The 23,789-nt window shown below is 63.3% G+C and carries 22 protein-coding genes and 1 tRNA gene; 8 read left to right on the top strand and 15 right to left on the bottom strand.

Annotated features, from left to right (window positions below; translation table 11 throughout):
* The 6 genes from EOB59_RS35920 to EOB59_RS04045 form a co-directional block, all read right to left on the bottom strand.
* On the bottom strand, nucleotides 1-994 hold a 994-nt coding region (locus EOB59_RS35920; RefSeq protein ID WP_245486521.1), incomplete at its 3' end, for an AMP-binding protein.
* A 90-nt stretch (nucleotides 995-1,084) separates the two neighbouring features.
* Complete coding sequence (gene ggt, locus EOB59_RS04065) at nucleotides 1,085-2,671, bottom strand: gamma-glutamyltransferase (RefSeq protein WP_128287721.1); 1,587 nt, start codon at nucleotides 2,669-2,671, stop codon at nucleotides 1,085-1,087.
* A 48-nt stretch (nucleotides 2,672-2,719) separates the two neighbouring features.
* Entirely contained in the window at nucleotides 2,720-3,520 is an 801-nt protein-coding gene (locus tag EOB59_RS04060; RefSeq protein WP_023810805.1) for an ABC transporter permease, read from the bottom strand.
* On the bottom strand, nucleotides 3,517-4,443 hold the full coding sequence (locus EOB59_RS04055) for an ABC transporter permease (RefSeq protein WP_128287720.1): 927 nt from the start codon (nucleotides 4,441-4,443) through the stop codon (nucleotides 3,517-3,519). Before EOB59_RS04055 ends, EOB59_RS04060 begins: the two co-directional genes overlap by 4 nt.
* The gene (locus EOB59_RS04050; protein ID WP_128287719.1) at nucleotides 4,443-5,525 is read right to left on the bottom strand and encodes an ABC transporter ATP-binding protein; all 1,083 of its coding nucleotides are present in this window, start codon (nucleotides 5,523-5,525) and stop codon (nucleotides 4,443-4,445) included. Before EOB59_RS04050 ends, EOB59_RS04055 begins: the two co-directional genes overlap by 1 nt.
* 79 nt (nucleotides 5,526-5,604) lie before the next feature.
* A complete protein-coding gene (locus tag EOB59_RS04045) occupies nucleotides 5,605-6,645 on the bottom strand; it encodes an ABC transporter substrate-binding protein (protein WP_127328099.1) in 1,041 nt (346 codons plus the stop codon).
* 238 nt (nucleotides 6,646-6,883) lie between these two features.
* Between EOB59_RS04045 and EOB59_RS04040 the strand changes: the two genes are divergently transcribed.
* A complete protein-coding gene (locus EOB59_RS04040) occupies nucleotides 6,884-7,585 on the top strand; it encodes a GntR family transcriptional regulator (RefSeq protein ID WP_127268040.1) in 702 nt (233 codons plus the stop codon).
* Nucleotides 7,586-7,656: 71 nt separating this feature from the next.
* Here EOB59_RS04040 and EOB59_RS04035 read toward each other — a convergent pair whose 3' ends face one another.
* The 4 genes from EOB59_RS04035 to EOB59_RS04020 all read right to left on the bottom strand — a co-directional run bounded on the left by EOB59_RS04035 (nucleotide 7,657) and on the right by EOB59_RS04020 (nucleotide 12,397).
* Entirely contained in the window at nucleotides 7,657-8,193 is a 537-nt protein-coding gene (locus EOB59_RS04035; protein WP_245481819.1) for a cytochrome c, read from the bottom strand.
* Nucleotides 8,194-8,219: 26 nt separating this feature from the next.
* Nucleotides 8,220-9,728 (bottom strand): multicopper oxidase family protein, encoded by a 1,509-nt coding sequence (locus EOB59_RS04030; RefSeq protein ID WP_127396676.1) that lies wholly within the window; start codon nucleotides 9,726-9,728, stop codon nucleotides 8,220-8,222.
* A gap of 196 nt (nucleotides 9,729-9,924) precedes the next feature.
* On the bottom strand, nucleotides 9,925-10,689 hold the full coding sequence (locus EOB59_RS04025; protein WP_245481818.1) for an SDR family NAD(P)-dependent oxidoreductase: 765 nt from the start codon (nucleotides 10,687-10,689) through the stop codon (nucleotides 9,925-9,927).
* A gap of 292 nt (nucleotides 10,690-10,981) precedes the next feature.
* On the bottom strand, nucleotides 10,982-12,397 hold the full coding sequence (locus EOB59_RS04020; protein ID WP_127808384.1) for a LuxR C-terminal-related transcriptional regulator: 1,416 nt from the start codon (nucleotides 12,395-12,397) through the stop codon (nucleotides 10,982-10,984).
* 261 nt (nucleotides 12,398-12,658) lie between these two features.
* Between EOB59_RS04020 and EOB59_RS04015 the strand changes: the two genes are divergently transcribed.
* Both EOB59_RS04015 and EOB59_RS04010 read left to right on the top strand, forming a co-directional pair.
* Nucleotides 12,659-12,925, top strand: coding sequence for a hypothetical protein (locus tag EOB59_RS04015; RefSeq protein WP_127396678.1), 267 nt, complete (start codon nucleotides 12,659-12,661; stop codon nucleotides 12,923-12,925).
* A 142-nt stretch (nucleotides 12,926-13,067) separates the two neighbouring features.
* Nucleotides 13,068-13,808, top strand: a complete 741-nt coding sequence (locus EOB59_RS04010; RefSeq protein WP_174800304.1) for a hypothetical protein — start codon at nucleotides 13,068-13,070, stop codon at nucleotides 13,806-13,808.
* Between the two features lie 382 nt (nucleotides 13,809-14,190).
* On the opposite strand, the gene EOB59_RS04005 is transcribed toward EOB59_RS04010, so the two are convergent.
* Both EOB59_RS04005 and EOB59_RS04000 read right to left on the bottom strand, forming a co-directional pair.
* Nucleotides 14,191-14,267 (bottom strand) — tRNA-Arg (locus EOB59_RS04005).
* A 252-nt stretch (nucleotides 14,268-14,519) separates the two neighbouring features.
* On the bottom strand, nucleotides 14,520-16,022 hold the full coding sequence (locus tag EOB59_RS04000; protein ID WP_128287718.1) for a HAMP domain-containing sensor histidine kinase: 1,503 nt from the start codon (nucleotides 16,020-16,022) through the stop codon (nucleotides 14,520-14,522).
* Nucleotides 16,023-16,300: 278 nt separating this feature from the next.
* Here EOB59_RS04000 and rpmH point away from each other — a divergent pair, with 278 nt between their 5' ends.
* The 5 genes from rpmH (at nucleotide 16,301) to EOB59_RS03970 (ending at nucleotide 20,293) form a co-directional block, all read left to right on the top strand.
* Nucleotides 16,301-16,435, top strand: coding sequence for a 50S ribosomal protein L34 (rpmH, locus tag EOB59_RS03990; RefSeq protein ID WP_008833937.1), 135 nt, complete (start codon nucleotides 16,301-16,303; stop codon nucleotides 16,433-16,435).
* Nucleotides 16,436-16,451: 16 nt separating this feature from the next.
* Nucleotides 16,452-16,805, top strand: a complete 354-nt coding sequence (gene rnpA / locus EOB59_RS03985) for a ribonuclease P protein component (RefSeq protein ID WP_027040126.1) — start codon at nucleotides 16,452-16,454, stop codon at nucleotides 16,803-16,805.
* A gap of 14 nt (nucleotides 16,806-16,819) precedes the next feature.
* Entirely contained in the window at nucleotides 16,820-18,631 is a 1,812-nt protein-coding gene (gene yidC, locus EOB59_RS03980; RefSeq protein WP_127294616.1) for a membrane protein insertase YidC, read from the top strand.
* 177 nt (nucleotides 18,632-18,808) lie between these two features.
* On the top strand, nucleotides 18,809-19,369 hold the full coding sequence (locus EOB59_RS03975; protein ID WP_127271417.1) for a fasciclin domain-containing protein: 561 nt from the start codon (nucleotides 18,809-18,811) through the stop codon (nucleotides 19,367-19,369).
* Between the two features lie 366 nt (nucleotides 19,370-19,735).
* On the top strand, nucleotides 19,736-20,293 hold the full coding sequence (locus EOB59_RS03970) for a hypothetical protein (protein WP_128287717.1): 558 nt from the start codon (nucleotides 19,736-19,738) through the stop codon (nucleotides 20,291-20,293).
* A 108-nt stretch (nucleotides 20,294-20,401) separates the two neighbouring features.
* Here EOB59_RS03970 and EOB59_RS03965 read toward each other — a convergent pair whose 3' ends face one another.
* From EOB59_RS03965 to EOB59_RS03955, 3 genes are read right to left on the bottom strand one after another with little or no spacing between them, the layout of a single operon-like run.
* A complete protein-coding gene (locus EOB59_RS03965; RefSeq protein ID WP_127808381.1) occupies nucleotides 20,402-21,943 on the bottom strand; it encodes a DHA2 family efflux MFS transporter permease subunit in 1,542 nt (513 codons plus the stop codon).
* Nucleotides 21,940-23,232, bottom strand: a complete 1,293-nt coding sequence (locus EOB59_RS03960; RefSeq protein WP_128287716.1) for an HlyD family secretion protein — start codon at nucleotides 23,230-23,232, stop codon at nucleotides 21,940-21,942. The genes EOB59_RS03965 and EOB59_RS03960 overlap by 4 nt, the downstream gene beginning before the upstream one ends.
* A complete protein-coding gene (locus EOB59_RS03955) occupies nucleotides 23,225-23,689 on the bottom strand; it encodes a MarR family transcriptional regulator (RefSeq protein WP_128287715.1) in 465 nt (154 codons plus the stop codon). The genes EOB59_RS03960 and EOB59_RS03955 overlap by 8 nt, the downstream gene beginning before the upstream one ends.
* Between the last annotated feature and the right edge of the window lie 100 nt (nucleotides 23,690-23,789).

The raw sequence follows: 23,789 nt of genomic DNA, 5'->3' as shown, positions 1-23,789 counted from the left end.
TGCCCGGCTGGCGCTGGCCCGGCGGCAGCCGGTTCGAGGCCATCTGGTGCGCGGCCTCGGTCATCCCGTAGGATTCGATAACCGGGCAGCCGAAGGTCGCCTCCAGCTCAGTCATCACCTGTGCCGGCAGCGACGCCGAGGACGAGCGGATGAAGCGCAGACGCGCCGCCGCCAGCGCCTCGGTGTTGCGTGCTGCCCTGGGCAGGATCGCCTGATGCATGGTCGGCACCGCCGTGTACCAGCTTGGCTGAGCCTCGCTCAGCCACTGGAAGAAGCGCAGCGCGTTGAAGCCGGGCGTGCAGTAGATGCTGCCACCGGCAGCCAGCGACGACAGCACGGCCGCGATCAGGCCGTGAATGTGAAACAGCGGCATGATGTTGAGGCAGCGGTCATCTGGCGTCAGGCCAAGTGTGCCGCCGATATGGGCAGCCGAGGCCGCGATGTTGGCATGGCTGAGCGGCACCAGTTTTGGACGCGATGTCGTTCCGGAGGTATGCAGCAGCAGCGCAATGTCGCTGTCTTGCGCCATGTCGGGCGCGGCCTGTGGTCCGATCGCTGCGCCCTCGATCGTGAAGCTGCCGGCGGGTGTGCCGGGCTGCACGACAAGCCGCAGCACGCCGATGCCGAGGCGTTCGGCCACCGTCACCGCCGGTCCGGTCTCGCCCTCCGCGACAAGGATCGCCTTGGCGCCGATGTCGGTCAGGTAGAAATCGAGCTCGTCGGCCCGGTAGGCGGGGTTGAGCGGAGCCGTCGAGGCGGCGGCCGCCACGGCGACGAAGGCGGTGGCCATCTCAGGCCCGTTCGGCAGCACGATCGCCACCCTGTCGCCCCGGCCGATGCCGCGCGCATGCAGCTGTTTTGCAGTATCGGCGATCAGGCTGCGCAATTCGCCATGGCTGAGCGTCGCCCTGTCGGGTGCCGAAATCGCCGGAGCGTTGTCGGCGCCGGCGGCGAGACGGCGGGAGAGATCTGCGTGGGCTTCAGTTTGGGTCATGATCACCGGCTGGATTTCGAACGACTATTGGCGGGAGCCCTTCTGACAGGCTTGCCTCGATATGGATACGCCATTGGACAACGGATCGCCTCAGTAGCCAAGCGCCAAACCATCCTTGCGCGGATCGGAAGCGCCGGTCAGCGTCCCCTTCTCCCAGTCGATCAGCACCACCTGCCCGCCGCCCAGCGGGTGATGCGGTTCGGCGATGCGGTGGCTGCGCCGGCGCAGGCCCTCGATCGCCTCGGTGGGAACGCCACGCTCGGCCTCCACGGTGTCGTCATTGTAAAACACCCTCGGCGCATCCAGCGCCTGCTGCGGGTCCATGCCGAAGTCGATCATGTTGGTCAGCAGATGGACATGGCCGAACGGCTGATAGCCGCCGCCCATGACCCCGAACGGCATCACCACGCGGCCGTTCTTCGTCGCCATGCCCGGCATGATCGTGTGCATCGGCCGCTTGCCCGGTGCGATCGCGTTCGGATGCGCCGGGTCGAGGCGGAAGCTCGAACCGCGGTTCTGCAGCACGACGCCGGTCTTCGGGCCGACGACGCCGCTGCCGAACGAATAATAGGTCGAGTTGATGAAGGAGACCGCGTTGCGGTCGCGGTCGACGATGGAGATGTAGACCGTATCGCTGCCGGGCAGCTCCACGCGCGGCAGATGCGTCATGGCGCGGCCGCGGTCGATCTCGGCGCGCAGCCGGTCGGCATAGGCGCCGGACAGGAGCTGCTTCACGGGCACTGGGACATGGTCCTGGTCGCCGACATAGCGGTCGCGGTCGCGATAGGCCAGGCGCCCGGCCTCGATCTCCAGATGCAGGCGCTCGGCGCCATTGGGATCCAGCCCGCCAAGCTCGAAGCCCGACAATAAATTGAGCATCAAGAGCGCCGTCAGCCCCTGATTGTTTGGTGGCATCTGGTGGATCTCATGGCCGCCATAGGAGGTGCTGACCGGCGCCACATAGTCGCCTCGGGTCGCGGCGAAATCCTCGGCCGAATGAAGTCCGCCCAATGCGTTGAGCCGGCTCACCATATCGTCGGCGACCGCGCCTTCGTAGAAACCGGACCGGCCGTGTTTGGCGATGATACGCAAGGTCGCCGCCAGTTCAGGCTGCCGGTGGACGTCACCCGCCTTCGGCGCCTTGCCGCCAGGCAGGAAGATGCGCGCGGCATGCTCGTCGGCCGACAGATCGGTTTCCGGCTCGGCCCAGTCGAAGGCGACGCGGTCGTGCACGACATAGCCGTTCTCGGCATAGTGGATGGCCGGCGCCAGCGCCTCGGCAAGGCCCTTGCGGCCATGGTCCTCGAGCAGGCGGCTCCAGGCATCGACGGCACCCGGCACGGTGACCGCATGCGGACCCTGCAACGGGATGCGGTCGAAGCCTTTTTCGCGGTACCAGTCGACCGTCGCCCTGGCAGGCGCGCGGCCGGAGCCGTTGAAGGCCAGCACCTTACCTTGGCCTCCGGGAGAATAGAGCACGAAGCAGTCGCCGCCGATGCCCGTCGATTGCGGCTCGACCACGCCCTGCACGGCGGCGGCGCAGACCGCGGCATCCATGGCATTGCCGCCGGAGCGCAGCATGTCGATGGCCGCAAGGGTTGCAAGCGGATGCGAGGTCGCGGCAACCGCCTCGGTGGCACGAACCGGCGAGCGGCCGGGAAACTGGAAATCACGCATTCTGTCTGGATATCCCATGGGTCACTTCTGCGAATTCGTCTGGTGAAATCAATGCCGCCGGCCGAAGATCTGCGCAACCGACAACAGCACGACCGAGAGCACGATCAGGCAGGTCGAGATGGCGGCGATCGTCGGGTCGATCTGGTCGCGTAGCGCATTGAACATGCGGCGCGTCAATGTCGTGGTCTCGCCGCCCGATATGAACAGCGAAACCACCACCTCGTCGAAGGAGGTGATGAAGGCAAACAGCGCGCCCGAGACGATCGAGAAGCGGATCTGCGGCATCGTCACCTGCCAGAAGGCGGCGACACGGCCGGCGCCAAGGCTGCGCGCCACCCGCTCCTGGTTCATGTCGTAGGAGCGCAAGCCCGACAGCACGGTCAGCACCACCAGCGGCAGCGCCTGCACCGTGTGCGCGATGACCAGGCCGGTCAGCGTGTTGTTGAGCCCGATGCGCGCATAGAGGAAGAAGGTGCCGATGCCGATCAGGATCACCGGCACGATCAGCGACGCCGTCAGCAGCGCATTGATGGTGCCGTTGAAACGCAGCGTGCCCCGGTTGATGGCATAGGCGGCCGCGGTCCCGAGCGGTGTCGCCACCAGCACCGTCATGACAGCCACCTTGACCGAGACGATCGTCGCGTCGCGCCATTCCAGCGACCCGAAATAGGTCTGGTACCAGCGCAGCGACCATTGCTGCGGCGGGAATTGCAGCAGCGTCGAGTCCGAAAACGACATGATGACGATGATGATCGACGGCGCGATCAGGAACAGAAGCACGAGGCCGCCGAGGCAATAGAGCCACAGCCGCTGCCGGTGCGAGATAGGCAGGCCGACATCCTCGCTCATCGCGAACTCCACACACCTGTGGCGCGCGCGCCGAGCAGCCACTGGAACAGGCCGAGAAGCGCCAGCGTGACCACCAGCAGCACCACGCCGAGTGCTGCACCCGCGCCCCAGTTGGAATAGAGGCTGGTGGTCTGTTCCATGCGCATCGCCCACATGATGACCTTGCCGCCGCCCATCAGCGCAGGCGTGACGAAGAAGCCCAGGCACAGCACGAAGACCATGACCACGCCCGAGGCGAGGCCGGGCAGCGACAGCGGAAAGAAGATCTGCCGGAAGGTGGCGACCGGGCCGGCGCCGAGGTTCATGCCGGCGCGCAGGCAGTCGGTGTCGATGGTCTTCATCGAGGCGTAAAGCGGCAGCACCAGGAACGGCAGCAGGATATGCGTCATGCCGATGACGACGCCCGAAAAATTGTTGGCGAGCGATAGCGGCTGGCTGATCACACCGAGGTCGATCAGCCAGCTGTTGATCAGGCCCTTGCGCTGCAGGATCACCAGCCAGGCATAGGTGCGCACCAGGACCGATGTCCAGAACGGCAGGATGACGAAGATCAGGCAGATCGACGCTGCGCGGCGCGGCAGTTGCGACAGCATGTAGGCCAGGGGATAGCCAAGCAGCACGCAGGCGCCGGTGACGATGAAGGCGACCTTGAAGGTGGTGACAAAGGTCTTGATGTAGGAGGCCTGCTCGAAGAATCGCGCATAATTGGCGGCGCTGAAGCCGCCCGCTTCGTCGAACAGCGACAGCCAGAACAGCCAGCCGATGGGCACGATGATGATGGCGAAGACCAGCAACAGGCTCGGCGACAGCAGCGCCAGCAGCCGCAACGACTCGCGCCGCGCGTCCGTGCGCAGCGCCTGCGTGTTCAAATCCGGGCCCGCGCGGCCGGCATTCTCCTGCATGACGGCGGTCTGCGCGCTCATCAGTCTGCCGCTACCAGGATTGTGTCCTGCGCATCGAGACCGAACGAGACTGGCTGGCCGGGCGCCGGCATTTTCGCCAGCACATCGCTGCGGCAATAGTCGCGCAAAGTCAGCTGCCGGCCGTCGCGCAGCACGGCATAGCAGACGAAGCTGTCGCCCTGATAGATGATGTCACTGAGCGTCGCGTTGAGCACGTTGACGCCGCTTGTCGGTTCGGCGGTTGCCAAGAGCCGCAGCTTTTCCGGCCGCACCACCATCAGGTACTGGCCTGCCGCCGGCGTCGCCGCCGCCGTATGGATTCTTCGGTCCTCGTACCAGACGGAGCCGTTGCGGCACTCGACCGGAATGAAATTCGATTCGCCGATGAAGCCTGCTACAAATTGCGTTTGCGGCCTGGCGTAGAGGCTTTCGGGCTTGTCGAGCTGTTCGATGCGTCCGCCGTTCATGACAGCAATGCGGTCCGACATGGTGATGGCTTCGCGCTGGTCGTGCGTGACATAGACGGTGGTCATGCCGAGCCGCCGATGCAGGGCGCGCAGCTCGATCTGCATGTGCTCGCGCAGGCCCTTGTCGAGCGCCGACAAGGGTTCGTCCATAAGAACGATGCGCGGCTCGAAGACGATGGCGCGCGCCAGCGCCACGCGCTGGCGTTGGCCGCCGGAGAGCTGGTCGACCCGGCGCTCGCCCAGTCCCTGCAATTTCACCAGATCGAGTGCCTTCTCGACACGCTCGGCCGTCTCGGCGGCGGCGACGCCGCGTTGCTTCAGCGGAAAGGCGATGTTGTGAAAGACGTTCATATGCGGAAACAGCGCGTAGTTCTGGAACACCATGCCGATGTTGCGCTTGTGCGGCGGCGTGGTGATGATCTCGTCGCCGCCGACCCTGATCGAGCCGGCATTGGCCCGCACGAAACCGGCCAGGATCATCAGCAGCGTCGTCTTGCCGGAACCGGAAGGCCCCAGCAGCGTCAGGAATTCACCAGCCTCGACATCGAGGTTGAGGTCGCGCAGCACAGGCACGCTGCCAAATCGTTTCTCGATCCCGCGCATGCCGATCGGGAACGCGGATGGCGCAATGGACAAGATTTTTCTCTCCCAGGGGCTGAGGCGGCGAAAGCAGGGCGAGGCGTCGCCCTGCCGTGGTTTGGATTGCGGCCGCAGCCTATTGCTGGATCAGATTGTTGAACTTTTCCGTCGCCTCGACCAGGTTGTCGCGCCAGAATTCTGCATCCTGCAACACCTGCTTCTTGACGTTTTCGGGCGCCGAATTGATGTCCTTGATCCTGTCCTGCGGGATCTTGCCGGTCTCGAAAGCCTTCTCGTTGACCGGGCCATTGTCGACATAGAGCGGCAGATTGGCCTGCAATTGCGGGCTGACGAACATCGCCAGCGCCTTCATGGCCGCTTCCTTGTTCTTGGAGCCCTTGGGGATGACCATGCAGTCGGCGGTCAGCACGCCCTGGTCGAAGGAAAAGCTGATCGGCGCGCCTTCCTTTTTCAAGGTGCCGGCGCGGCCGTTCCAGATGCTCGCCATGTCGACTTCGCCGTCCTTAACCAGCTGCATGGCCTGGGCGCCGGAGGTCCACCAAGCGTCGACATTGCCGCGGATCTTGTCGACGGACTTCAACGCGCCGTCGATATCGACCGGATAGACCTTGTCGATCGGAATGCCCTCGGCCAGTGCGGCAACGCTCAGCGTTTCCGTCGCCTGGCTGCCGCTCAGCGCGCGCCGTCCCGGAAACTTTTCCACGTTCCAGAAATCGGCCCAGGTCTTCGGGCCTTTGTCGCCGAAGACGTCGGTCCGGTAGATCAGCACGACCGAGGTGTAGGAAATGCCGACCCAGTCGTCGTGGACAAGCTTCGGGTTGATGCCGCTCTTGTCGATGATGCCGTAGTCGAGCTTCTCGAACAGCCCTTCCTTCGAGCCGCGCGCACATTCGTCGGCGCCAAGTTCGGTGATGTCCCACTTCACCGCATTGCCGGTCACCTGCAGCCGGACGTCGTCGAGGCCGTTGGTGGTGTCTTCCTTGATGGTGATGCCGAGCGCGTCGGCGGTCGGCTTGAAAAACGCCTTGGTCTGCGCCTCCTGGTAGGTGCCGCCCCATGAGGCGACGGTGATAGTGTCGCCCGCCATGGCGGGGGCTGCGAACGAAGCCATGAGGCCCGCCATCGCAACGATGCTAACGTTTCTGGTTCTGTTCATTTTTCGGCTCTCCAACCGGTGTTCCCATTGTTTTTGATTTGGCATGCTATTTTGTATACAATTTTGAGTGTAGCCTAGCGATCGATGTTGTCAACACCGCCGGCGCGCTCGAAATGTACGCTTCGTGCCGGACCAGGTTGGTGAGGGACGGCTTCGCCGGAGGCGTGGCAAATTGCGCCGACTGCGGCTACAGCTATGCGTGTTCCGGCTGAAAGGCCGGAGAAGTGGGAAGGGAAGCTTGGCCAAGGAAACCAAAAATACGCTGCGCGACTCGGTCTACTCCGCGCTGAAGGCGATGATCGTGACCGGCCAGATCCCGCCGGGCTCCCGCGTCACCGAAAACGACATCGCGGCGAAGCTGACGGTCAGCCGAACCCCGGTGCGCGAGGCTTTCAATCGCCTCGAGCGTGACGGGCTGGTCACCGGCCGGCCGCGCCAAGGCTATGTCGTCACCGAGTTCGACATCAACATGTTCCGCGAGGCCTTCGAGATCCGCGAACTGCTCGACGGCCATGCGACGGAACTTGCGGCAACGGCGGCGACGGAACAGGACAAGGCGCGGCTGCGCGCCATGCTGGCCGAATGCGAACGGCTGGCAGCCATTCCGGAACGCACGAACCGGGAAAAATTCCAGGAACTGGAAGTCGGCATCGACCTGCACCGCGTCATCGCCGAAATCAGCGGCAACGTGATGCTGCACAACATGCTGTGCGGCATTCTCGACAAGTGCCAGCACTACGTCTGGACCGAACTGTTGTGGCTGGACGAATGGAAGATCGCCCGCGACGAGCACGCCGAGATCGTCGATGCCATCTGCGCCGGCGACGCCGCCCGAGCCGGCACGCTGGCACGCGCCCATGTGCGCGGCTCGCGAGACAATGTGCTGCGCCTGCTGCAGGCCAAGTCGGATTATCGGAATTTTCTGGCGAAGGCGTCTTGATACAGGTGGCCTTCCTGGCATTCCGCATCGCTGCACAAGAGGGCAACAAATGGCGGTGTGATCGCCGGTTCTCACTTCACCTTTTGCCGAAACTTGGAATGGCAGCTTGAGCAATCCTGGAGGATAAGGTGCAGAAGATGCTCCGCCGGCAATCCGGCCGGATCCGCCTCCGTTGTCTTCAGCCGCTTGCCGAGCAGACTGCCCCCGTCCATTGACGTCATCGCGCCCATGCGCATGTCCGAGGTGATCCGGGCAGGCGCGGTTTCGGCCTTGGCTGCCAATGCATCGGCGAGTTCGCCAATGTGACTGGCGAGCGCCTCGAACTCCGGCCGCGCCTGATCGATTTCCGCTTTGGCGCCCGACGGCGCGCCCAGCGTGCCCGCCGGGAATTCAGCCATCAGGGCGGGTCCGGTACGGGCGCTGAGCGCCTCCGCCGCCGCCTTGAAGCTGGCGGCGTCGTAGGCGCGCTTGCCGCCGAACATCTCGGCGATGGTTTTCGCTGCCGCCGCCATAACCTTCATCGAGGCCTGGCGTGCGGCCACGATCTCATCACTGGAGGCGACCGCCTGCGGCGAGGAGAGGCTCAGCGAACCGGCCAGCGCCAGCACCACCGCTCCGAACGCGATGCCGAACTTCATGCCATGACATCGAGCACGCCCATCATGCCGAGCTGCTCGTGCTCGAGGATGTGGCAGTGATACATGCGCTGCCCCGGCCTATCCTGACGCAGCAGGAGCCGCACCGTCTCGCCGCGGGCGACGTTCACCGTGTCCTTCCATGCGAGATAGGGCGGCTTGGACACCGCGCCGTCGCGCTCATGTTCGACGACCTGGAATTGAGTACCGTGGACGTGAAAGGGATGGTCCATGTCGGCCTCGTTGACTATCTCCCAGAGCTCGATCTCGCCGGCCCTGGCGACGAAGTCGACGCGTTCCATGTCGAAGGCCTTGCCGTTGATCAGGAAACCCATCTCCATGCCGGTGGGTTTCATCGCCATGGTCTCCGTTAAAACGAGCCGCCGGGTGAGGACAGGGTCAGCGAACGGTGCGATCGACCGCAGCCGCGCCGGCAGCTGCGGCACCGCCTCGGCTTCGCTCTCCGAGACATCGACCGTCAGCAGCGTCAGCCCCGCATCGGCCGGGCGGCCGGGACCCATCCAGCCACGGTCGTAGCCGAGCGTATCGAGGGTGATGGGGCCGGGCCTGTCGAAGGATGCGACCAACTCGAGGCGTTCGCCCGGGCTGAGCAGGATCTCGTCCGCCGCCACCGGCGCCGCGAGCAGCCCGCCATCCGTTCCGATGACTGTTATCGTCGCGCCGTCGAAGGCAAGCTTCAGGAACCGTGCGTTGGTGGCGTTGTAGAGGCGCAGGCGTCGCTTGGCGCCCTTTGCCACCGAGAGCCTGGGATTCTTCTGGCCATTGACCAGCACGTGGTCGCCAATGCGGCCGTTCATCAGATCGCTCATGCTGTTGCTCGGTATCGAGCCATCGGCGGCAAGTCTGAGGTCGGTGAACACCAGCACCGTGTCGCCATATTCGGCCGGGATGGGATCGGCCTTGGCCTTGACGACGAAGGCGCCGGCAAGACCCCGATAGACCTGCTCTGCCGTCTTGCCGTGCGGGTGCGGGTGGTACCAATAGGAGCCTGCGGAGCCTTCCGGCAGCTCGAAGGCATAAACGCGCTCGGTGCCCGCCGCAACCGGATCCATCGGACTGCCGTCCTGGTCGGCGGGCACCGGCATGCCGTGCCAGTGGATGGTGCTCACCTCGTTATCGATGCGGTTGGCAAATGTGATCTCGACGCGGTCGCCTTCGAAGGCCTCGATCAGCGGCCCCGGGCTGATGCCATTATAGGCGAGGATCGGTGTGTCGCGCCCCTCGGCGAACCTCGCAATGGCCGGTTCCGCGGTCAGCCTCGCCCTGAGCAGGCCCGGCCGGTCGGCTTCGTTGGCAAGCACTTGCAGGGCGCGCAACGCCTGGCCTTCGGGCAGGGTGACCGCGTCTTGCACCATCGCGGCCATGTCGTGCCCGGCATGGCCGCCCATGCCGGGCATCGACATATCGTCCATCTTCGTCTGCGCCAGCGCACGCGGGCTCGCCAGAACCGTCGCCAGGCTTGCCGTCAGAAATCCGCGTCGATGCATTTCTCCACTCCTTGCTCTCGATGAAAGGCCCGCCGGAAGACCTCGCGTGACCCTAAGGGTTCCAGCAGCTGGAAGGTCAAGTGAGATCGAGCAGTCGACGGTGACGATAGAAGCTGCCCTGGCGCACGATGTAGTGAGAGCACGGACCCGCTGTCCGATCATGAACACCGGTCGTTCCGGCGAAGTCGCAGAGTTCTCAGCCCTTGCGCTCCTGAAGGCTGTTGCCGCCGTCGACCACCAGCAGCGCGCCATTGACATAGCTGGCGCCTTCCGAGGCCAGGAATACCACCGCGGCGGCCACCTCATCCGGCCGCCCGGCCCGCGCTGGCGGCGTATGTAGGGCGGCTTGCCGCTCCATCTCGCTCGACGAGCCCGTTTCGATCCAGCCGGGAGCCACGGCATTGGCTGTGATGCCGCTTTTGGCCACTTCGAGCGCCAGTGTCCGCGTCAGGCCGACCATGCCGGCCTTGGCGGCGGAATAAGCGGCCGTGCCTTCAAAAGATACCAGCGGGCCGGTGACCGACGCCACATTGACGATGCGCCCGTAGCCCGCTTCGACCATCGCCGGCAGAAAGGCCTTCGTGACGAGGAATGCCGTCTTCAAGCTAACGTCGATCCCCTGATCCCAGTCGGCCTCGGTCATGGCGAGAAACGCCTTGTCGACCGATGGCGATGCCAGCGAGCCCATGCCGGCATTGTTGACCAGGATGTCGACGGCGCCGACTTCAGCCCGCAGCCGCGCGACATCAGCTGCCATGGTGAGATCGGCGACCACGGCCTTGGCATCGATGCCTTCTGCACGGAGCCCAACGGCGCGATCGAGCACACGCGCACTGGCACCGGTGAGAAAAACGGCATGGTCGGCATAGCCGAGCTGCCGGGCAATGGCAAAGCCGATGCCGTCGGCCGCGCCCGCGCCGGTGATAAGTGCGCGTTTGATGCGGGTATGGGGAATGGTCAAATCAGGCTCCGCTGGTTTCCGCCTTGTCGCGGTCTTACCACGCAGATTGGACGACGGCGCTGCGAAGATTTGCTCTGCAGCATTCTGCGCCGCTTTGCCGAGCTTCGTCCTGGTGACCCGCGTAGGCGCCGCCCGAATGCTTAGTCCATTGCGTGGCCGGTGTTGACCAGCCATCCTGCCACCGCCGTGCAGTCGCAGGCCGTCACTCGTTCCCGCCGTTCGGGTTGGAGCCCGCCATGACGCAAGTTGACACGCAACCGGACCCTATGCGCCCAATGTCATCCTCGATAGGTCACTTCCATGGCAGTCCTGCTGCGCTGAGGCGTGACCACAGGTTATTTCTAAACTCCGGACCGCGCGCTTGCTGCAATCGATCGACATACTCGCCGGTCAACCTGGGCGACTCGCGCGAGACGAACGACACGTCCTTCCGCGCAGACTCGAGATCGCCCATCCCCATGTATGATGCAGCCCGCAGGAGCCGTGCCCAGTGGTATTCAGGCAGGACCATCAGAAATCGATCAAACGAGGCAGTCGCGGCGTTATAGTTCCCGCCGGCGTATTCGGCATCGCCCCTGAACAGAAAGATCGGATGATAATTCGGACTGAGAAGGTCGGCCCGCGCGAAAGCTGCCTGTGCACCTTCGAGATCTCCGGCGTAAGTTAGCCCAATTCCCAGCCAGGTACGACACTCTGCATCGTTCGGATTGAGTGCGATGGCCCGCCACAGGCAGCCAAGGCCCGTCTGCAAGTTTCCGAGATAAGTCTCGGCCAATCCGAGAGCACTGTGCAGAGATGCTTCCCGGTCATGGCCACAAAGTCCGGCCCGAGCCTCATCACCAGCCCGGCGAAAGGCCTCGATGGGTTCAATGGACCATCCGTTGAAGCAGGAGTGGAAATCGACCCAGGCAAGAGTCTCCCTTATCAATGCATGCTCTGGCTCGGCGGCGAGGAGCCTTTCACAGAGACGCCGCGCTACGACCATGCCTTTCGCCGTCGGCCGTTCGACGTGGTAAAACGCCTTCAGATAGAGCTTGTGGTGCTGAATTGCTTCCTCGAGGGCGGGCGGGCCTGCCGCGTGCTTCATCAACACCTGGAAGAGATTTCCGCTGATCACGCCTGTCAATTCGTCATGCGATGACGTCTGGGCGAGATCATATCTTGCGCTCCAGACCTCGACTTCCTCCTCGGCGTCCACGAGATGCGCGAAGGCGTGCATGGCTTTGTCTTGGCTATGGACCGCGACCTCCAGGACATAGTTGGCTCCCGTGGTCCTGCCGATTTCCTTGACAGTGAGATGCCGCTTCGCGAGCGCGAACATTGTGGCCGCTGCGACGATTCCGATCTGGGAGAAGCGTCCGAGCTCTGCGGTCAACGCGCGCGTCAATGCATCCGCATCGGTCCTTGTTTTGCCGAACTGACCCTTGACCGGCATCACCGCCAGCCGCGGTTTTTCGCTTTGATGGGGTGACAGCCCGCCTGGCCGGGCGCCGGAAGCGCCGGCAAAGTACGCCGCGAGCCCGATCTTGGTCCGCACCCCAAGTTTTCCGTAGATGGTCGCAAGGTGAGTGCGAACAGTGGCCGGAGCAATGAAAAGCGCCTTGCCGATCTCCCGATAGGTCAGGCCGGCGGCGAATTTTTCCGCGACCTCGCGCTCACGACCCGACAAAGCGACAAGCGTTTGAGCTTTCGAAGCGCCGAGCACCATTGTGGACCCCCGTCCTTGGAAACCCCTCCGTAGCCGAAGAATGCTACAGAAGAATGCTACAAATGCACTAGGCCGAATACCGCATCTGCCCGATTCCGCCGCAGGCTCGCACGGCGCAAGCTTCCCTAACGGCAACAAACAATCGGCTAAGGGGGTTCCATGCGTCCTGTATCCATAGTGCTGGCATGCACGGCCTTGGGCTATTCCGCCCAACCGTCACCTTCTTTCGCAAGCGGGTGCCGACAGTTGCTGGAATCAAACGTGAAAATCGCCAGCATGCATGCCTATGCCAGCATCTTGGCCAATGCTGCCAGCAACGGCTGGAACTACACGCCTGAATCGATCGTCAGCGGCTCGAAGCGTCACTTCGAGGAGATGAGTCTCCAGTTGATCGCAGCCGGTTATGAGATTGTCCCCGCCAACGCTCACCCGCACTGCGCCAATCTGAACAGGGCGGGAGACGACGAGAGCACGATGACGACCGAGCCGATCACCGAAGCAAGCCCGATCGACCGCGGCCTGATCTAAGCTGGTCTCACCGCGCGCCACATACACCAGCTTTTGTCGAAACATCGATATGTCGAAGGTGCGGGCCAACTGTCTGCTGCTCGGATCGAGATGATCCAGCACGTCTTCTGCGTGCGCTGCCTGATCGCGGGGTTCGTTATCAATGATCATGCATGACCTTCCCGATGCCGCCGGAGAGCCGGGCGACACTTCAGGCCTGTCGCGTTTCGCCGCGGCAATCCGTTCACGCATGGTAGGTCCCGGAGGATATTACAATCTCGGCAATGGGCTCGGGCTGGCGACGGGCGTCATGGTCCAGATCGTTGACGTGCCGCCGGGTTCCGCCGTGAGTGGCCATGCCGCGCTCCTCGATTATTTCGTTGGCAGCATCGCTGCCCTGTCGCTCACCTTGGCCACGCTGGTCTTCTTCTGGAGCGGCGAGATCTACTGCCGCGCATGGGCCAGGAAGCCGTCCCCAGACGTGTCCCTAAACCGCCTTGGCGACATGACGTCAGGGGTCGGGGCGATCGGACTCGGCATCGCCCTGTTCCTGTTCGGCGAACCTGTGCTTGCGGCGACCTCGGGCTTGCTGCATGCGCTCGGCAAGTTCGGCAGCGCCTTCGAGGACGGCAAGCCGTTGCCCGGCTGGCCAGCCAACTGGCCCAATCCGTTCCGGAGTGCCGTTCTGGCCAGCCGTCTGCCGGCGCTGGTCTCGGCCGCGGTGGGGAGCGGCGGTGCCCTGCAACTGGTATGGTCGGGCGCTTCCTGGACGCTCGTCGCAGCGCCGCTGACATTGCTTGTCTGCTATCTGCTTTGGGCCAAGGCAGACCTGTTGCTGCTGCTCCAGGAGGTGCGAGCCGGGAGCGCGCCGGCATCGTCCGCCGGCAACCGAGATCGAACGTGACGGCCCATGTCGAAGACAGAGGCCCCTGCTTGCAGGCGCCTTTGGGGGTTTGGCAACGTCGCGCAGAAGACCGTGCTGGATCATCTGCAGCATCAGAAGACTCTTCCGGAGTTGAAGCGCACCAAATTCGAGGTGCGGGCGAGGGCCGGAGCGAGAGCGCGCCTCATCCCGCCGATCAGCATGTATGAGAACGCGAGGAATCGGCGGCAGTTGAAAACGGCCTTTTTCGGACAGTCATTCCCTAGGTTTTGCGTTGGGAGCCGGCAACATCAACACCGGTGCCTCATGCGTGTACCCAGCGACAGCGCTGACCGCCAGCCCGATCATGCCGATGCGGTTGATTGGCGAGGCCTGAAAGGCAAGCAATTTCAGCTGGATGGAATGGCGCGCCCGAAGAGATTCGAACTCCTGACCCCCAGATTCGTAGTCTGGTGCTCTATCCAGCTGAGCTACGGGCGCGCAACAGGCCATGTCTTCCATGGCCCCGCAATCCGATCGTGAACGACCGGCCGCGACGAGACGTGTTCCCTAGCGACTGAATTTCGGAAAAGCAAGCCGATCCGGCAAAAGTTTTGTCACAAGTGCCTTGGTTGGTGATGAAGGCTGGGATTCCGGCAGATGGCAACGGTCGGAAGTTCAGCCGGTTCCTGCTATTGGAAGAAGCATCGGGCCAGAAGACAAGAGGGCCGGGCGACCCAGCGCCCTAAACCGTCAGGCGGGGCGGCGCAGGCCGTTGCGGGCCTGGTCGAGCCGGACCGGCTGGTCGGGGATGGTGACGGCGAATGTGGTGCGCCCACCAATGCTCTCGACCAGTTCCACCGTGCCGCCATGCGCGCGGATCAGCTCGTGCGCGATCGCCAGGCCAAGGCCGGTGCCGCCGCTGCGCGCCGAGCCGCGAAAGGCCGCGAACAGGTTTTCCCGCGCCTTGGGCGGCAGGCCGGGTCCGGTGTCGCTGACGGCAATGCGGCTGACGCTGCCCAGGCGCACGGCCGAAACCGCCAGGCGGCGCACCAGGGCGTTTTCGCTGTCGGCCGCCATCGCCTGCACGGAATTTCGGCACAGATTGGTGAGCACCCTGAACAGCTGGTCGGAATCGGCATCGACCTCGAAGGCCGGCTCGACCGAATTGACGAACTCGATGCCTTGCTCGATGTCGAGCAGGCCTTGCACATCCTCGACCAGCTGCCGCAGCCGGAGCCGGCGGCGCGCGGGCGGCGGCTCCTGGGTGCGGCCGTAGTGAAGCACGCCTTCGGAATAGGACACGGCACGGTCGAGTGCGCGCAGCAGTTTCGGCGCGAAGGCCTGCACGGTCGGATCCTTGACCTGGCGCAGGCGGTCCGACATCAGCTGCGCCGAGGCCAGGATGTTGCGCATGTCATGGTTGATCTTGGAGACCGCGAGGCCGAGGTCGGCAAGATGCTTCTGCTCGGAGAGCATTTTTTGCAGCCGCTCCTGCATTTGCGACAGCTCGCGCTCGGCAACGCCGATCTCGTCGGCGCGGGCAGCCGGATGGATGATCCGTCCGGGATCGTCGGGGGCCTCGGAGAAGGACAGCATCGAGCGCGTCATCGTCCGGATCGGCCCGATCATGATCAGGTCGATGGCGGCGTAGACCAGCATGGCGGTGAACAGCGAGATCAGCAGCGAGACGAAGGCGACGTTGCGCGAATAGCGCAGCATCGCATTGCGCAGGCTGTTGTCGGGCATGATCAGTTCGAACTCCTTGTCGGAGTCGCCGACCGGACCGAAGACGCGCAGCATCCGGTCGCCGCCGAAAAACAGCGTGTCGAGCGCACCGGTCATGCCCTTGATCATGCCGATCGAGGCGATATCGATGTGCTCGTCGACCTTCGGCGGCATTTCGGCCACCACCAGCAGCCGCGAGACGCCACCGTCGCGCACCGCGATCGCCTTGGCGCCGATCGCCATCAGCACGTCGTTCTGGGCCGTGCGCGACAGCGAGGTGGATTCACCTTGCACCAGCACGATCGACACCGCCGCCGCCGTGCTCAGCCGCTCCTTCAGCCAGTTCAGCCGGTAGCTCGCGATCCAGGGCAGGAAGATCAGCACTTCGGCCAACAGCACGAAGACGATGGTCAGCAGCAGCAGCTTGGTCGACAGGCCGCGCGACAGCGGAACCGTGCGCACGGCGGCTGGCGCCTCGGTGGACGCCGCCGTGCCGATCCCTTCCTGTGCCTGTATGGTTTCGCTCATGCGGCTAATGTCTTCACGATCACTTGATCAACGCAGATTAGGCGATTACGGCTTTTTTGCCAATTTCATCCTTGGTCGCAAACATAAACCGGCCTGAACGGAGCCGGATTGCGCCCGACGACTCCGGATTGACTTCCAAAAGCCTTCTTTCTATAAGCCCGCACACGCTCGGGCCATTCGTCCCGGCGCGGTTTCGATCGCGCCAAAGCCGGCCCGGCAAAGCTCCTGTTACACAGTGACAGAATCAAGAAGGGCCGCACCCCGCGGTATTAAAACAAATGAAGCGTACCTACCAACCGTCTAAACTCGTCCGCAAACGTCGGCACGGCTTTCGTGCCCGCATGGCCACCAAGGGTGGTCGCGGCGTCGTCGCAGCTCGCCGCAACCGCGGTCGCAAGCGGCTCAGCGCCTGAACGGAAGACGAGATCGTTGCCCGCAACCGGCAAGCCAGTGGGACCAAATCCCAAGCGGCTTCTGAAGCGCGCGGAATTCCTGGCCGTCCGTCGTGGTGAAAAGCGACGCGGGCGGCTTTTTCTCGTTGAAGTTCTCGACCGCGGCGACGGCCTGTCGCCGCGCGTCGGCTACACCGTCACCAAGAAGGTCGGCAATGCGGTTGTCCGCAACCGTGTCCGGCGGCGGTTGCGAGAAGCCGTCCGCACGCATGCGGCAAGTGACATGGCGCCTGGCAATGACTATGTCATCGTCGGGCGCGAAGACGTGCTTACCACTCCGTTCGGCCAGTTGAAGGCCGAACTTTCCCGCCGACTGCGCGGAACACGATAGGCCAAGGGCTTTCGATGGAAAACAACCGGAACTTCTTCATCACCATCGCGCTGTCGGTGCTGATCCTGGCGGTATGGCAATATTTTTACGTGTTGCCGCGCAGCGAAGCGCAACGCGAGGCCGCCCGCGTCGAACAGCAGCGCGTCGAGGAGCAGAAGAAGGCCGCCGGCACCAATCCCGGTACCGACACCGGAACGCCCGCCGCCCCTGGCGCCATTCCCAACGCACCGGGAACAGACGCCGTGACGCCGGCCGGCCGCGAACAGGCACTCGCCACGACGACCCGCGCCAGGATCGACACGCCGAGCCTCGAGGGTTCGATCAACCTGACCGGCGCCCGTCTCGACGACCTCAAGCTCAAGCACTACACCGAGACGGTCGACAAGAATTCGCCCGAGATCAGCCTGCTCAACCCGGCGGCACTGCCCAATGGCTACTATGCCGAGATCGGCTTCGTCGGCAACGACAAGACTGGCGCGGTGCCCGGTCCCGAGACTGTGTGGGCCGTCGACGGCAATGCGACGCTGACGCCGACGACCCCGGTCACGCTGACCTATTCGAACGACAAGGGCCTTACCTTCAAGCGCACCTTTTCCGTCGACACCAACTACATGTTCACGGTGTCCGACACAGTGCAGAATGCGGGCACGGCCGCCGTATCGCTGTCCAATTACGGCCGCGTCACCCGCTTCGACAAGCCGCTCGTTGCCAGCACCTATGTGCTGCATGAGGGCCTGATCGGTTTCACCGGCACCGAAGGCCTGCAGGAGCACAAATACGCGTCCATCGAGAAGGACAAGCAGTTCACGCCGGGCAAGTCGACCGACGGATGGCTCGGCATCACCGACAAATACTGGGCGGTGACGCTGGTGCCGACCGAGAAGCAGCCGTTCCAGCCGCGCTACGCCTATTTCGAGGACGGCCGCCATCGCTATCAGTCCGATTTCCTCACCGATCCGATCACCGTCGATGCCGGTCAGTCGGCGACGGTGGAGAGCGAAATCTTCGCCGGCGCCAAGGAAGTCGGCAAGATCAACGCCTATGCGGAAGATCGTCATATCAAGCGGTTCGATCTGCTGATCGACTGGGGCTGGTTCCACTTCATCACCAAGCCGATGTTCTGGCTGATCGACACGCTCTACAAATTCTTCGGCAATTTCGGCCTGGCCATCCTCGCCACCACCGTCATCGTCAAGGCCATCTTCTATCCGCTCGCCAACAAGTCCTACGCGTCGATGGCGAACATGAAGAAGGTGCAGCCGAAAATGCTCGAGATCCGCGAGAAATACGCGGACGACAAGATGAAGCAGCAGCAGGCGATGATGGAGCTGTACAAGACCGAGAAGATCAACCCGCTTGCCGGCTGCTGGCCGGTGGCGCTGCAGATCCCGGTCTTCTTCTCGCTCTACAAGGTGCTCTACATCACCATCGAGATGCGGCACGCGCCGTTCTTCGGCTGGATCCAGGATCTGGCCGCGCCCGATCCGACGTCGCTGTTCAACCTGTTCGGCCTGATCCCGGTCACCCTGCCGCACATGCTGATGATCGGCGTCTGGCCGCTGATCATGGGCGTCACCATGTTCCTGCAGATGCGCATGAACCCGACGCCGCCGGATCCGACGCAGGCGGCGATCTTCACCTGGATGCCTGTCATCTTCACCTTCATGATGGCGGGTTTCCCGGCCGGCCTGGTCATCTACTGGGCCTGGAACAACACGCTGTCGATCCTCCAGCAGGGCATCATCATGAAGCGCCAGGGCGCCAAGATCGAGCTGTGGGACAATCTGGTCGCGCTGTTCCGAAAGAAACCGTCGCCGGCCGAATAGAAGACGCAGCGCTTTCTCCAGCCTTCAAAGCCCCGCCTCGCGCGGGGCTTTTCGTTTAAGCAGCTCCGGCATCACGTTCCCGTGATCGGCGAAACTTGCGCCCCGTCGGCGGCGTGACTGCCTGTGCGTTTCCAAAGGCTATCAATTCCGATCAGCCCTCACCCGGAGGAAGACCACATGCGTTTGCCGTCATTCAGGACCATCGCCCTTTCCGCGTTCGTCGCCGGCGTGGCGATTGCCGCGCCCGCCTATGCCAAAAACCCGAATGTCGGCGGCGCGCCGATGTACACCACCAAGAACATCGTCGAGAACGCCGTCAATTCGAAGGACCACACGACGCTGGTCGCCGCGGTCAAGGCCGCCGGCCTGGTCGACACGCTGCAGGGCGCTGGCCCGTTCACAGTCTTCGCCCCGACTAACGCGGCGTTTGCGAAACTGCCCAAGGGCACCGTCGACACGCTGCTGAAGCCGGAGAACAAGGGCAAGCTCACCAAGGTGCTGACCGCGCATGTCGTGGCAGGCAAGATTTCGGGCGCCGAAATGATGAAGAAGGCCAAAGCGATGGGCGGCAAGTACGAGATGAAAACCGTCTCCGGTGACACGCTGACCGCTGAAGTCAAGAAGGGCAAGCTCTACATCATGGATGAGTCAGGCGGCGAGGCGCGAGTGACGATCGCCGACGTCAACCAGTCGAACGGCGTCATCCATGTCGTCAACAAGGTGCTGTTGCCGAAGTAACGGCTTTCGGCAAAGGGGATCAAGGCAGGTCCGTCGGGGCTTTCTCGGGCCTGCCATCCCCACCTCATGACGAGGTGCCATGTTTCTTGGGAAGTCGTATCGGCATCGGCCGGGGTCCTGTCCCTCACAGGACCCCGGTTTCTTTTGGTTCATGGACCGAAGACCGTAGAGAACAAATACCTGAACGGAGCGGGTAGCCGAGATGCCGGCTAGCCGTAAGCTGGCACGGACCGCCGCGCACCGGAATGTGGCGTCGCGATGCGACTGCCAACGCGGTTGAGGGGTAGAGAGACAACGCTCACCTAGCGCCCGCAGATGTGACATACTGACTGCATATCGATTTCGTAGCCTTGTTAGGAACACGACGTGGATTGGTTTACCCAACGCAAGCCTTTCCCAAATGCCGCAAAGTCAGCTTTCGGAGTTGGAGCGCTTGGCGATATAGCTGCTGAGGAATTGACTCCCATCGTCGACGACACTTACCGAACAACCTCGAGGCATCTCACATCTGATGGGATCAGCATCTACATTCCCTATCGGTTGCATTTTCTGCCGACCGTAGCTGTCGATTTCGCTAGCTTTTCGCCGGGGTCGCAGTGCTTGCTGACACGTTCGACAGACGGTTATCTGAGGCAAAAATCAGCCAAAATTATCCTTCCGCTGAACGAGCCTTGGACGATTCCATTCATCGTTCTTCTCTTAGGCGAGTACGTCGTCGAAATTCTCGACGATATCCATTTGGCGATGCCGTATTTCGATCGGACAGCTTACGCCAGTTTCGTCCGGCAGAACCGGCAGGTAATGCGTGCAATACGCGCTAAGGCGACAAGCTATTGGAATGCCTACTACCGCCAAAGTTATCCCGGCAGGAAATCGTATCCGGCGATTGCCGTCCTCAATCAGCTGGATACTTGGGCAACCTAGCATCACGTGCAACGGGACAGCCGACGGCGTCGCCATACGTTGTATTTCCATTTTGTCGACAGTGACGCATTCGAAACTTGCTTCAACAAAAGGCCCTCGACCAAAACATCACTCCATCACGGCGCTGTGGTCGATCTTGGCCGGAGTGGCCGGCTTGCGCAGCAACAGAACCAGCGGAATGGCGGCAAGCGACAGGATCATCATCAGCTTGAAGTCGTTCATATAACTGATGATTGTCGCCTGCAGCGTCACCACGCCGTCGAGCGCGGCGCGGCCCGCGGCGCTGTAGGGATCCATCGCCTGGAAGATGGCCGGATTGCTGAAAGCCTGGTTGTAGGGCGTCACATAGGTGGCGATGTTGGCGTGGTTGATCTGCACGTTCTCCGTCAACAGCGCGGTGACGACGGATATGCCGACGCTGGAGCCGATGTTCCGCGACAGATTGTAAAGGCCTGTGCCTTCCGCGCGCCGCTCCGGCGCCAGCGTGGCGAAGGTGATGGTGGTCAGCGGCACGAACAGGAAGCCCAGTCCCGCGCCCTGGATGAAGCCGGTGCTGATGATCGTCCATTGCGATACATCAGGGGTCCAGCCGGTCATGTCGTACATCGCCCAGGCGGTGACCAGCAGGCCGGTCAACAGCAGCCAGCGCGTGTCCACCTTGCCGATCAGCCTGCCGACCAGGAACATGCAAGCCATGGTGCCGAGACCGCGCGGCCCCATGACGATGCCGGCCGTCACCACCGGATAGCCCATCAGCGTCTGCAGATACGGCGTCATCAGGGCCAGCGAGGCCAGATAGGTGATGCCGATGATGAAGATGAAGATCATGCCGACGGCGAAATTCCTGTCGAGGAACAGCCGCGGGTTCACGAAGGTGTTTTTGGCGGTGAAGGTGTGGACGAGGAAGATGTAGAAGGCCGACGCGCAGATCAGCGCCTCGACGATGATCTCGGACGACGAGAACCAGTTGAGCTGCTCGCCGCGATCGAGGAACATCTGCAGCGATGCGATGGTGACGCTGAGCATGCCGAAGCCCAGCCAGTCCAGCCTGGCCTTGAGGTCCGTCTTGGTTTCCTGGACGAACATCGAGACGCCGGCGAAAGCCAGGGCCCCGATCGGGACATTGATGTAGAACACCCAACGCCAGCTGACGTTTTCGGTGAGCCAGCCGCCGATGACCGGCCCGAGCACCGGCCCGACCATCACCGAAACGCCGAACAACGCCATCGCCGAGCCGCGCTCCTCGACGCTGTAGATGTCGAGCAGGATGCTCTGCGCCAGCGGCACCAGGGCCGCGCCGAACAGACCTTGCAGCAGGCGGAAGCCGACGATCTGCGGCAGCGACTGCGCGAAGCCGCACAGCACCGACGCGACGACGAAGCCGGTGATGGATATCAAAAGGATGCGCTTGCGGCCGAAACGATTGGCAAGATAGCCCGAAGGCGGAGTCATGACGGCCGCCGCGACGATATAGGACGTCAGCACCCAGTTTATCTGGTCGGCGCTCGCCGAAACGCTGCCCTGGATATAGGGCAGCGCCACATTGGCGATGGTCGTGTCCAGCGCCTGCATGATCACGGCCAGGATCACGCAGGCGGTGATGGCGCCGCGGTTGGCGACCACGCCACCTGTCGCGGACGCGCTGCTCATGACTTTTGTCCGAACCGGCCGAGGAGGTCCGTCACGAAGTCCGGCAAGCCGCGCGCATGACCGGTGTCGATGCCGACCACGACGCTCATCCCGCCACGCAACGGCGGCTTGCCCTGGAGATCGTCGACCGTCACGCGCATCGGAATGCGTTGCACGACCTTGACCCAGTTGCCGGTGGTGTTCTGCGCCGGAAGCAAGGAGAAGCTCGACGACGACGCCGGGCTGATCGAGGCGACCGTGCCGTGCCAGACGGTGCCGGGATAGCTGTCGACGCTGATCGTCGCCGTCTGTCCCGGCCGCACATAAGTCAGTTCGGTTTCCTTCGGCTCCGCCGCGATCCACAGATCGGTCGCCGAAATCAGGCTGAAGGCCGGCTGCGAAGCCGGCAGGTACTTGCCGACCTGAAGCGCGTCGACATTGGTGACTATGCCGTCGAACGGCGCCTTGACGATGGAATCGGCAAGATTGCGCTGGGCGTCGTCCACCGCCGACTGCGCCTGGAGGTAGAACGGATTCTTCTCCACCGGCTGGCTGGCGTCGCCGCCAAGCTGGGCAAGCGTCGCCTGTGCCTGCGCCTGGGCAACGGACACTTTCTGGCGGGCGGCGACGAGGTCGTGCTGGGCGCTGTCGAAGGTCGCCTTGGAGGAGGTGGAGGTCTTGAGCAGATCCTGCTGGCGCTGGAAAGCGGCCTCGTAATAGGGGATGTCGGCCTGCGCCTGCTCGATCAGCGCCTGCGACTGCTGGTAGCTCGCCTGCAAGGTCAGCACCTGGTTGCGCACAGTGCCGAGCTGCGCCTGGGCGGCGGCAAGAGCGGTTTCGAAAGAGGCCGGCCGCAGCCGGAAAAGCACCTGGTCCTTCTTCACCGCCTCGTTCTCGTGCACGTCGATCTCGGACACAGTGCCGGAGACATCGGTGGAAACGCCGAGCGACTGCGCCTGGATGTAGGCGTTGTCGGTCGTCATGACCTGGCCGCCGATGACGTAGTAATAGCCGCCGACGACCAGCGCGACCGGAAGCAGGGCAAACAGGATCGGCCGTGCCCGGCCGCGCTTGGGCTTGACCGGCGCCGGCGGCGCCACCGCAACCCCGGCCTGCCGTGGCTCCTTGGACGGCGCCTCGAGCGCGGCCGGCTCCAGGGCGACCGGTGCTTCGAGTTCGTCATTGCCGATGAGGGTGCCGGCTCGCCTTTGTTCGCGTTCGCTGTCCAGTCGGATGATCTGGTCGTGCGCCCGGCCGGCGGAGGATACGTCTTCTTCGACAGGCTTCTTTGGTGAGGTTGATTCAGCCATGTGTTTTCTCCCGGTCGGCGGCAGGCTGGGTGCAAGCCGCGAGCAGATTGGATTTGATGAGGGATAGGGTTTGCAGCAGATGCAGCTGGGCATCCGCGGAAAGACCGACAAAGGCCTCGTCCCGCGTCTTCTGCCCATTGGTGCGCGTGGCTTCAATGAGCGGATAAGCTTGCGGCTTCAGGTAGAGCAGCCATGCCCGGCGGTCAGCGGGATTGGGCCGGCGCTCGATGAAGCCGCGTGCCTCCATCTTATCGAGCAGCCGGGCGAGCGTGATCGGCGTGATCTCGATAAGATCGGCCAGTTTGTTCTGGTGGATGCCCTCATGCAGGCAGAGATAGGCGAGCACCTGCCACTGGGCGCGGGTCAGCCCCGATGCCCGCGACCTCTGCTCGAACCGCTTTCGAAGCAGGCGCGCGACATCGTGCAGCACGAAGCTGATGTTGGGTGACGATGGCATGGAAGGTACTGAGGTTCTAAGGCGCAACTTTTAGTGAGCATGCTTATTATCATCATGCACATAATCCCGCTGGACGCGGTGCGCAAGACGGACTAAGCCC

The sequence above is a fragment of the Mesorhizobium sp. M7A.F.Ca.MR.176.00.0.0 genome, assembly GCF_004023165.1.
In the GTDB taxonomy this organism is placed as follows: Bacteria; Pseudomonadota; Alphaproteobacteria; order Rhizobiales; family Rhizobiaceae; genus Mesorhizobium.
The sequence above is the reverse complement of the archived record's forward strand: the minus strand, read 5'-3'. Positions and strand labels throughout refer to the sequence as shown.

What these genes read in the sequence shown, in the direction of transcription:
- ggt (WP_128287721.1), bottom strand. Translation starts at nt 2,671, where the DNA reads ATGCGTGATTTCCAGTTTCCCGGCCGCTCGCCGGTTCGTGCCACCGAG.
- EOB59_RS04060 (WP_023810805.1), bottom strand. Translation starts at nt 3,520, where the DNA reads ATGAGCGAGGATGTCGGCCTGCCTATCTCGCACCGGCAGCGGCTGTGG.
- EOB59_RS04055 (WP_128287720.1), bottom strand. Translation starts at nt 4,443, where the DNA reads ATGAGCGCGCAGACCGCCGTCATGCAGGAGAATGCCGGCCGCGCGGGC.
- EOB59_RS04045 (WP_127328099.1), bottom strand. Translation starts at nt 6,645, where the DNA reads ATGAACAGAACCAGAAACGTTAGCATCGTTGCGATGGCGGGCCTCATG.
- EOB59_RS04030 (WP_127396676.1), bottom strand. Translation starts at nt 9,728, where the DNA reads ATGCATCGACGCGGATTTCTGACGGCAAGCCTGGCGACGGTTCTGGCG.
- EOB59_RS04020 (WP_127808384.1), bottom strand. Translation starts at nt 12,397, where the DNA reads ATGGTGCTCGGCGCTTCGAAAGCTCAAACGCTTGTCGCTTTGTCGGGT.
- EOB59_RS04010 (WP_174800304.1), top strand. Translation starts at nt 13,068, where the DNA reads ATGATCATGCATGACCTTCCCGATGCCGCCGGAGAGCCGGGCGACACT.
- EOB59_RS04000 (WP_128287718.1), bottom strand. Translation starts at nt 16,022, where the DNA reads ATGAGCGAAACCATACAGGCACAGGAAGGGATCGGCACGGCGGCGTCC.
- rpmH (WP_008833937.1), top strand. Translation starts at nt 16,301, where the DNA reads ATGAAGCGTACCTACCAACCGTCTAAACTCGTCCGCAAACGTCGGCAC.
- yidC (WP_127294616.1), top strand. Translation starts at nt 16,820, where the DNA reads ATGGAAAACAACCGGAACTTCTTCATCACCATCGCGCTGTCGGTGCTG.
- EOB59_RS03975 (WP_127271417.1), top strand. Translation starts at nt 18,809, where the DNA reads ATGCGTTTGCCGTCATTCAGGACCATCGCCCTTTCCGCGTTCGTCGCC.
- EOB59_RS03965 (WP_127808381.1), bottom strand. Translation starts at nt 21,943, where the DNA reads ATGAGCAGCGCGTCCGCGACAGGTGGCGTGGTCGCCAACCGCGGCGCC.
- EOB59_RS03960 (WP_128287716.1), bottom strand. Translation starts at nt 23,232, where the DNA reads ATGGCTGAATCAACCTCACCAAAGAAGCCTGTCGAAGAAGACGTATCC.
- EOB59_RS03955 (WP_128287715.1), bottom strand. Translation starts at nt 23,689, where the DNA reads ATGCCATCGTCACCCAACATCAGCTTCGTGCTGCACGATGTCGCGCGC.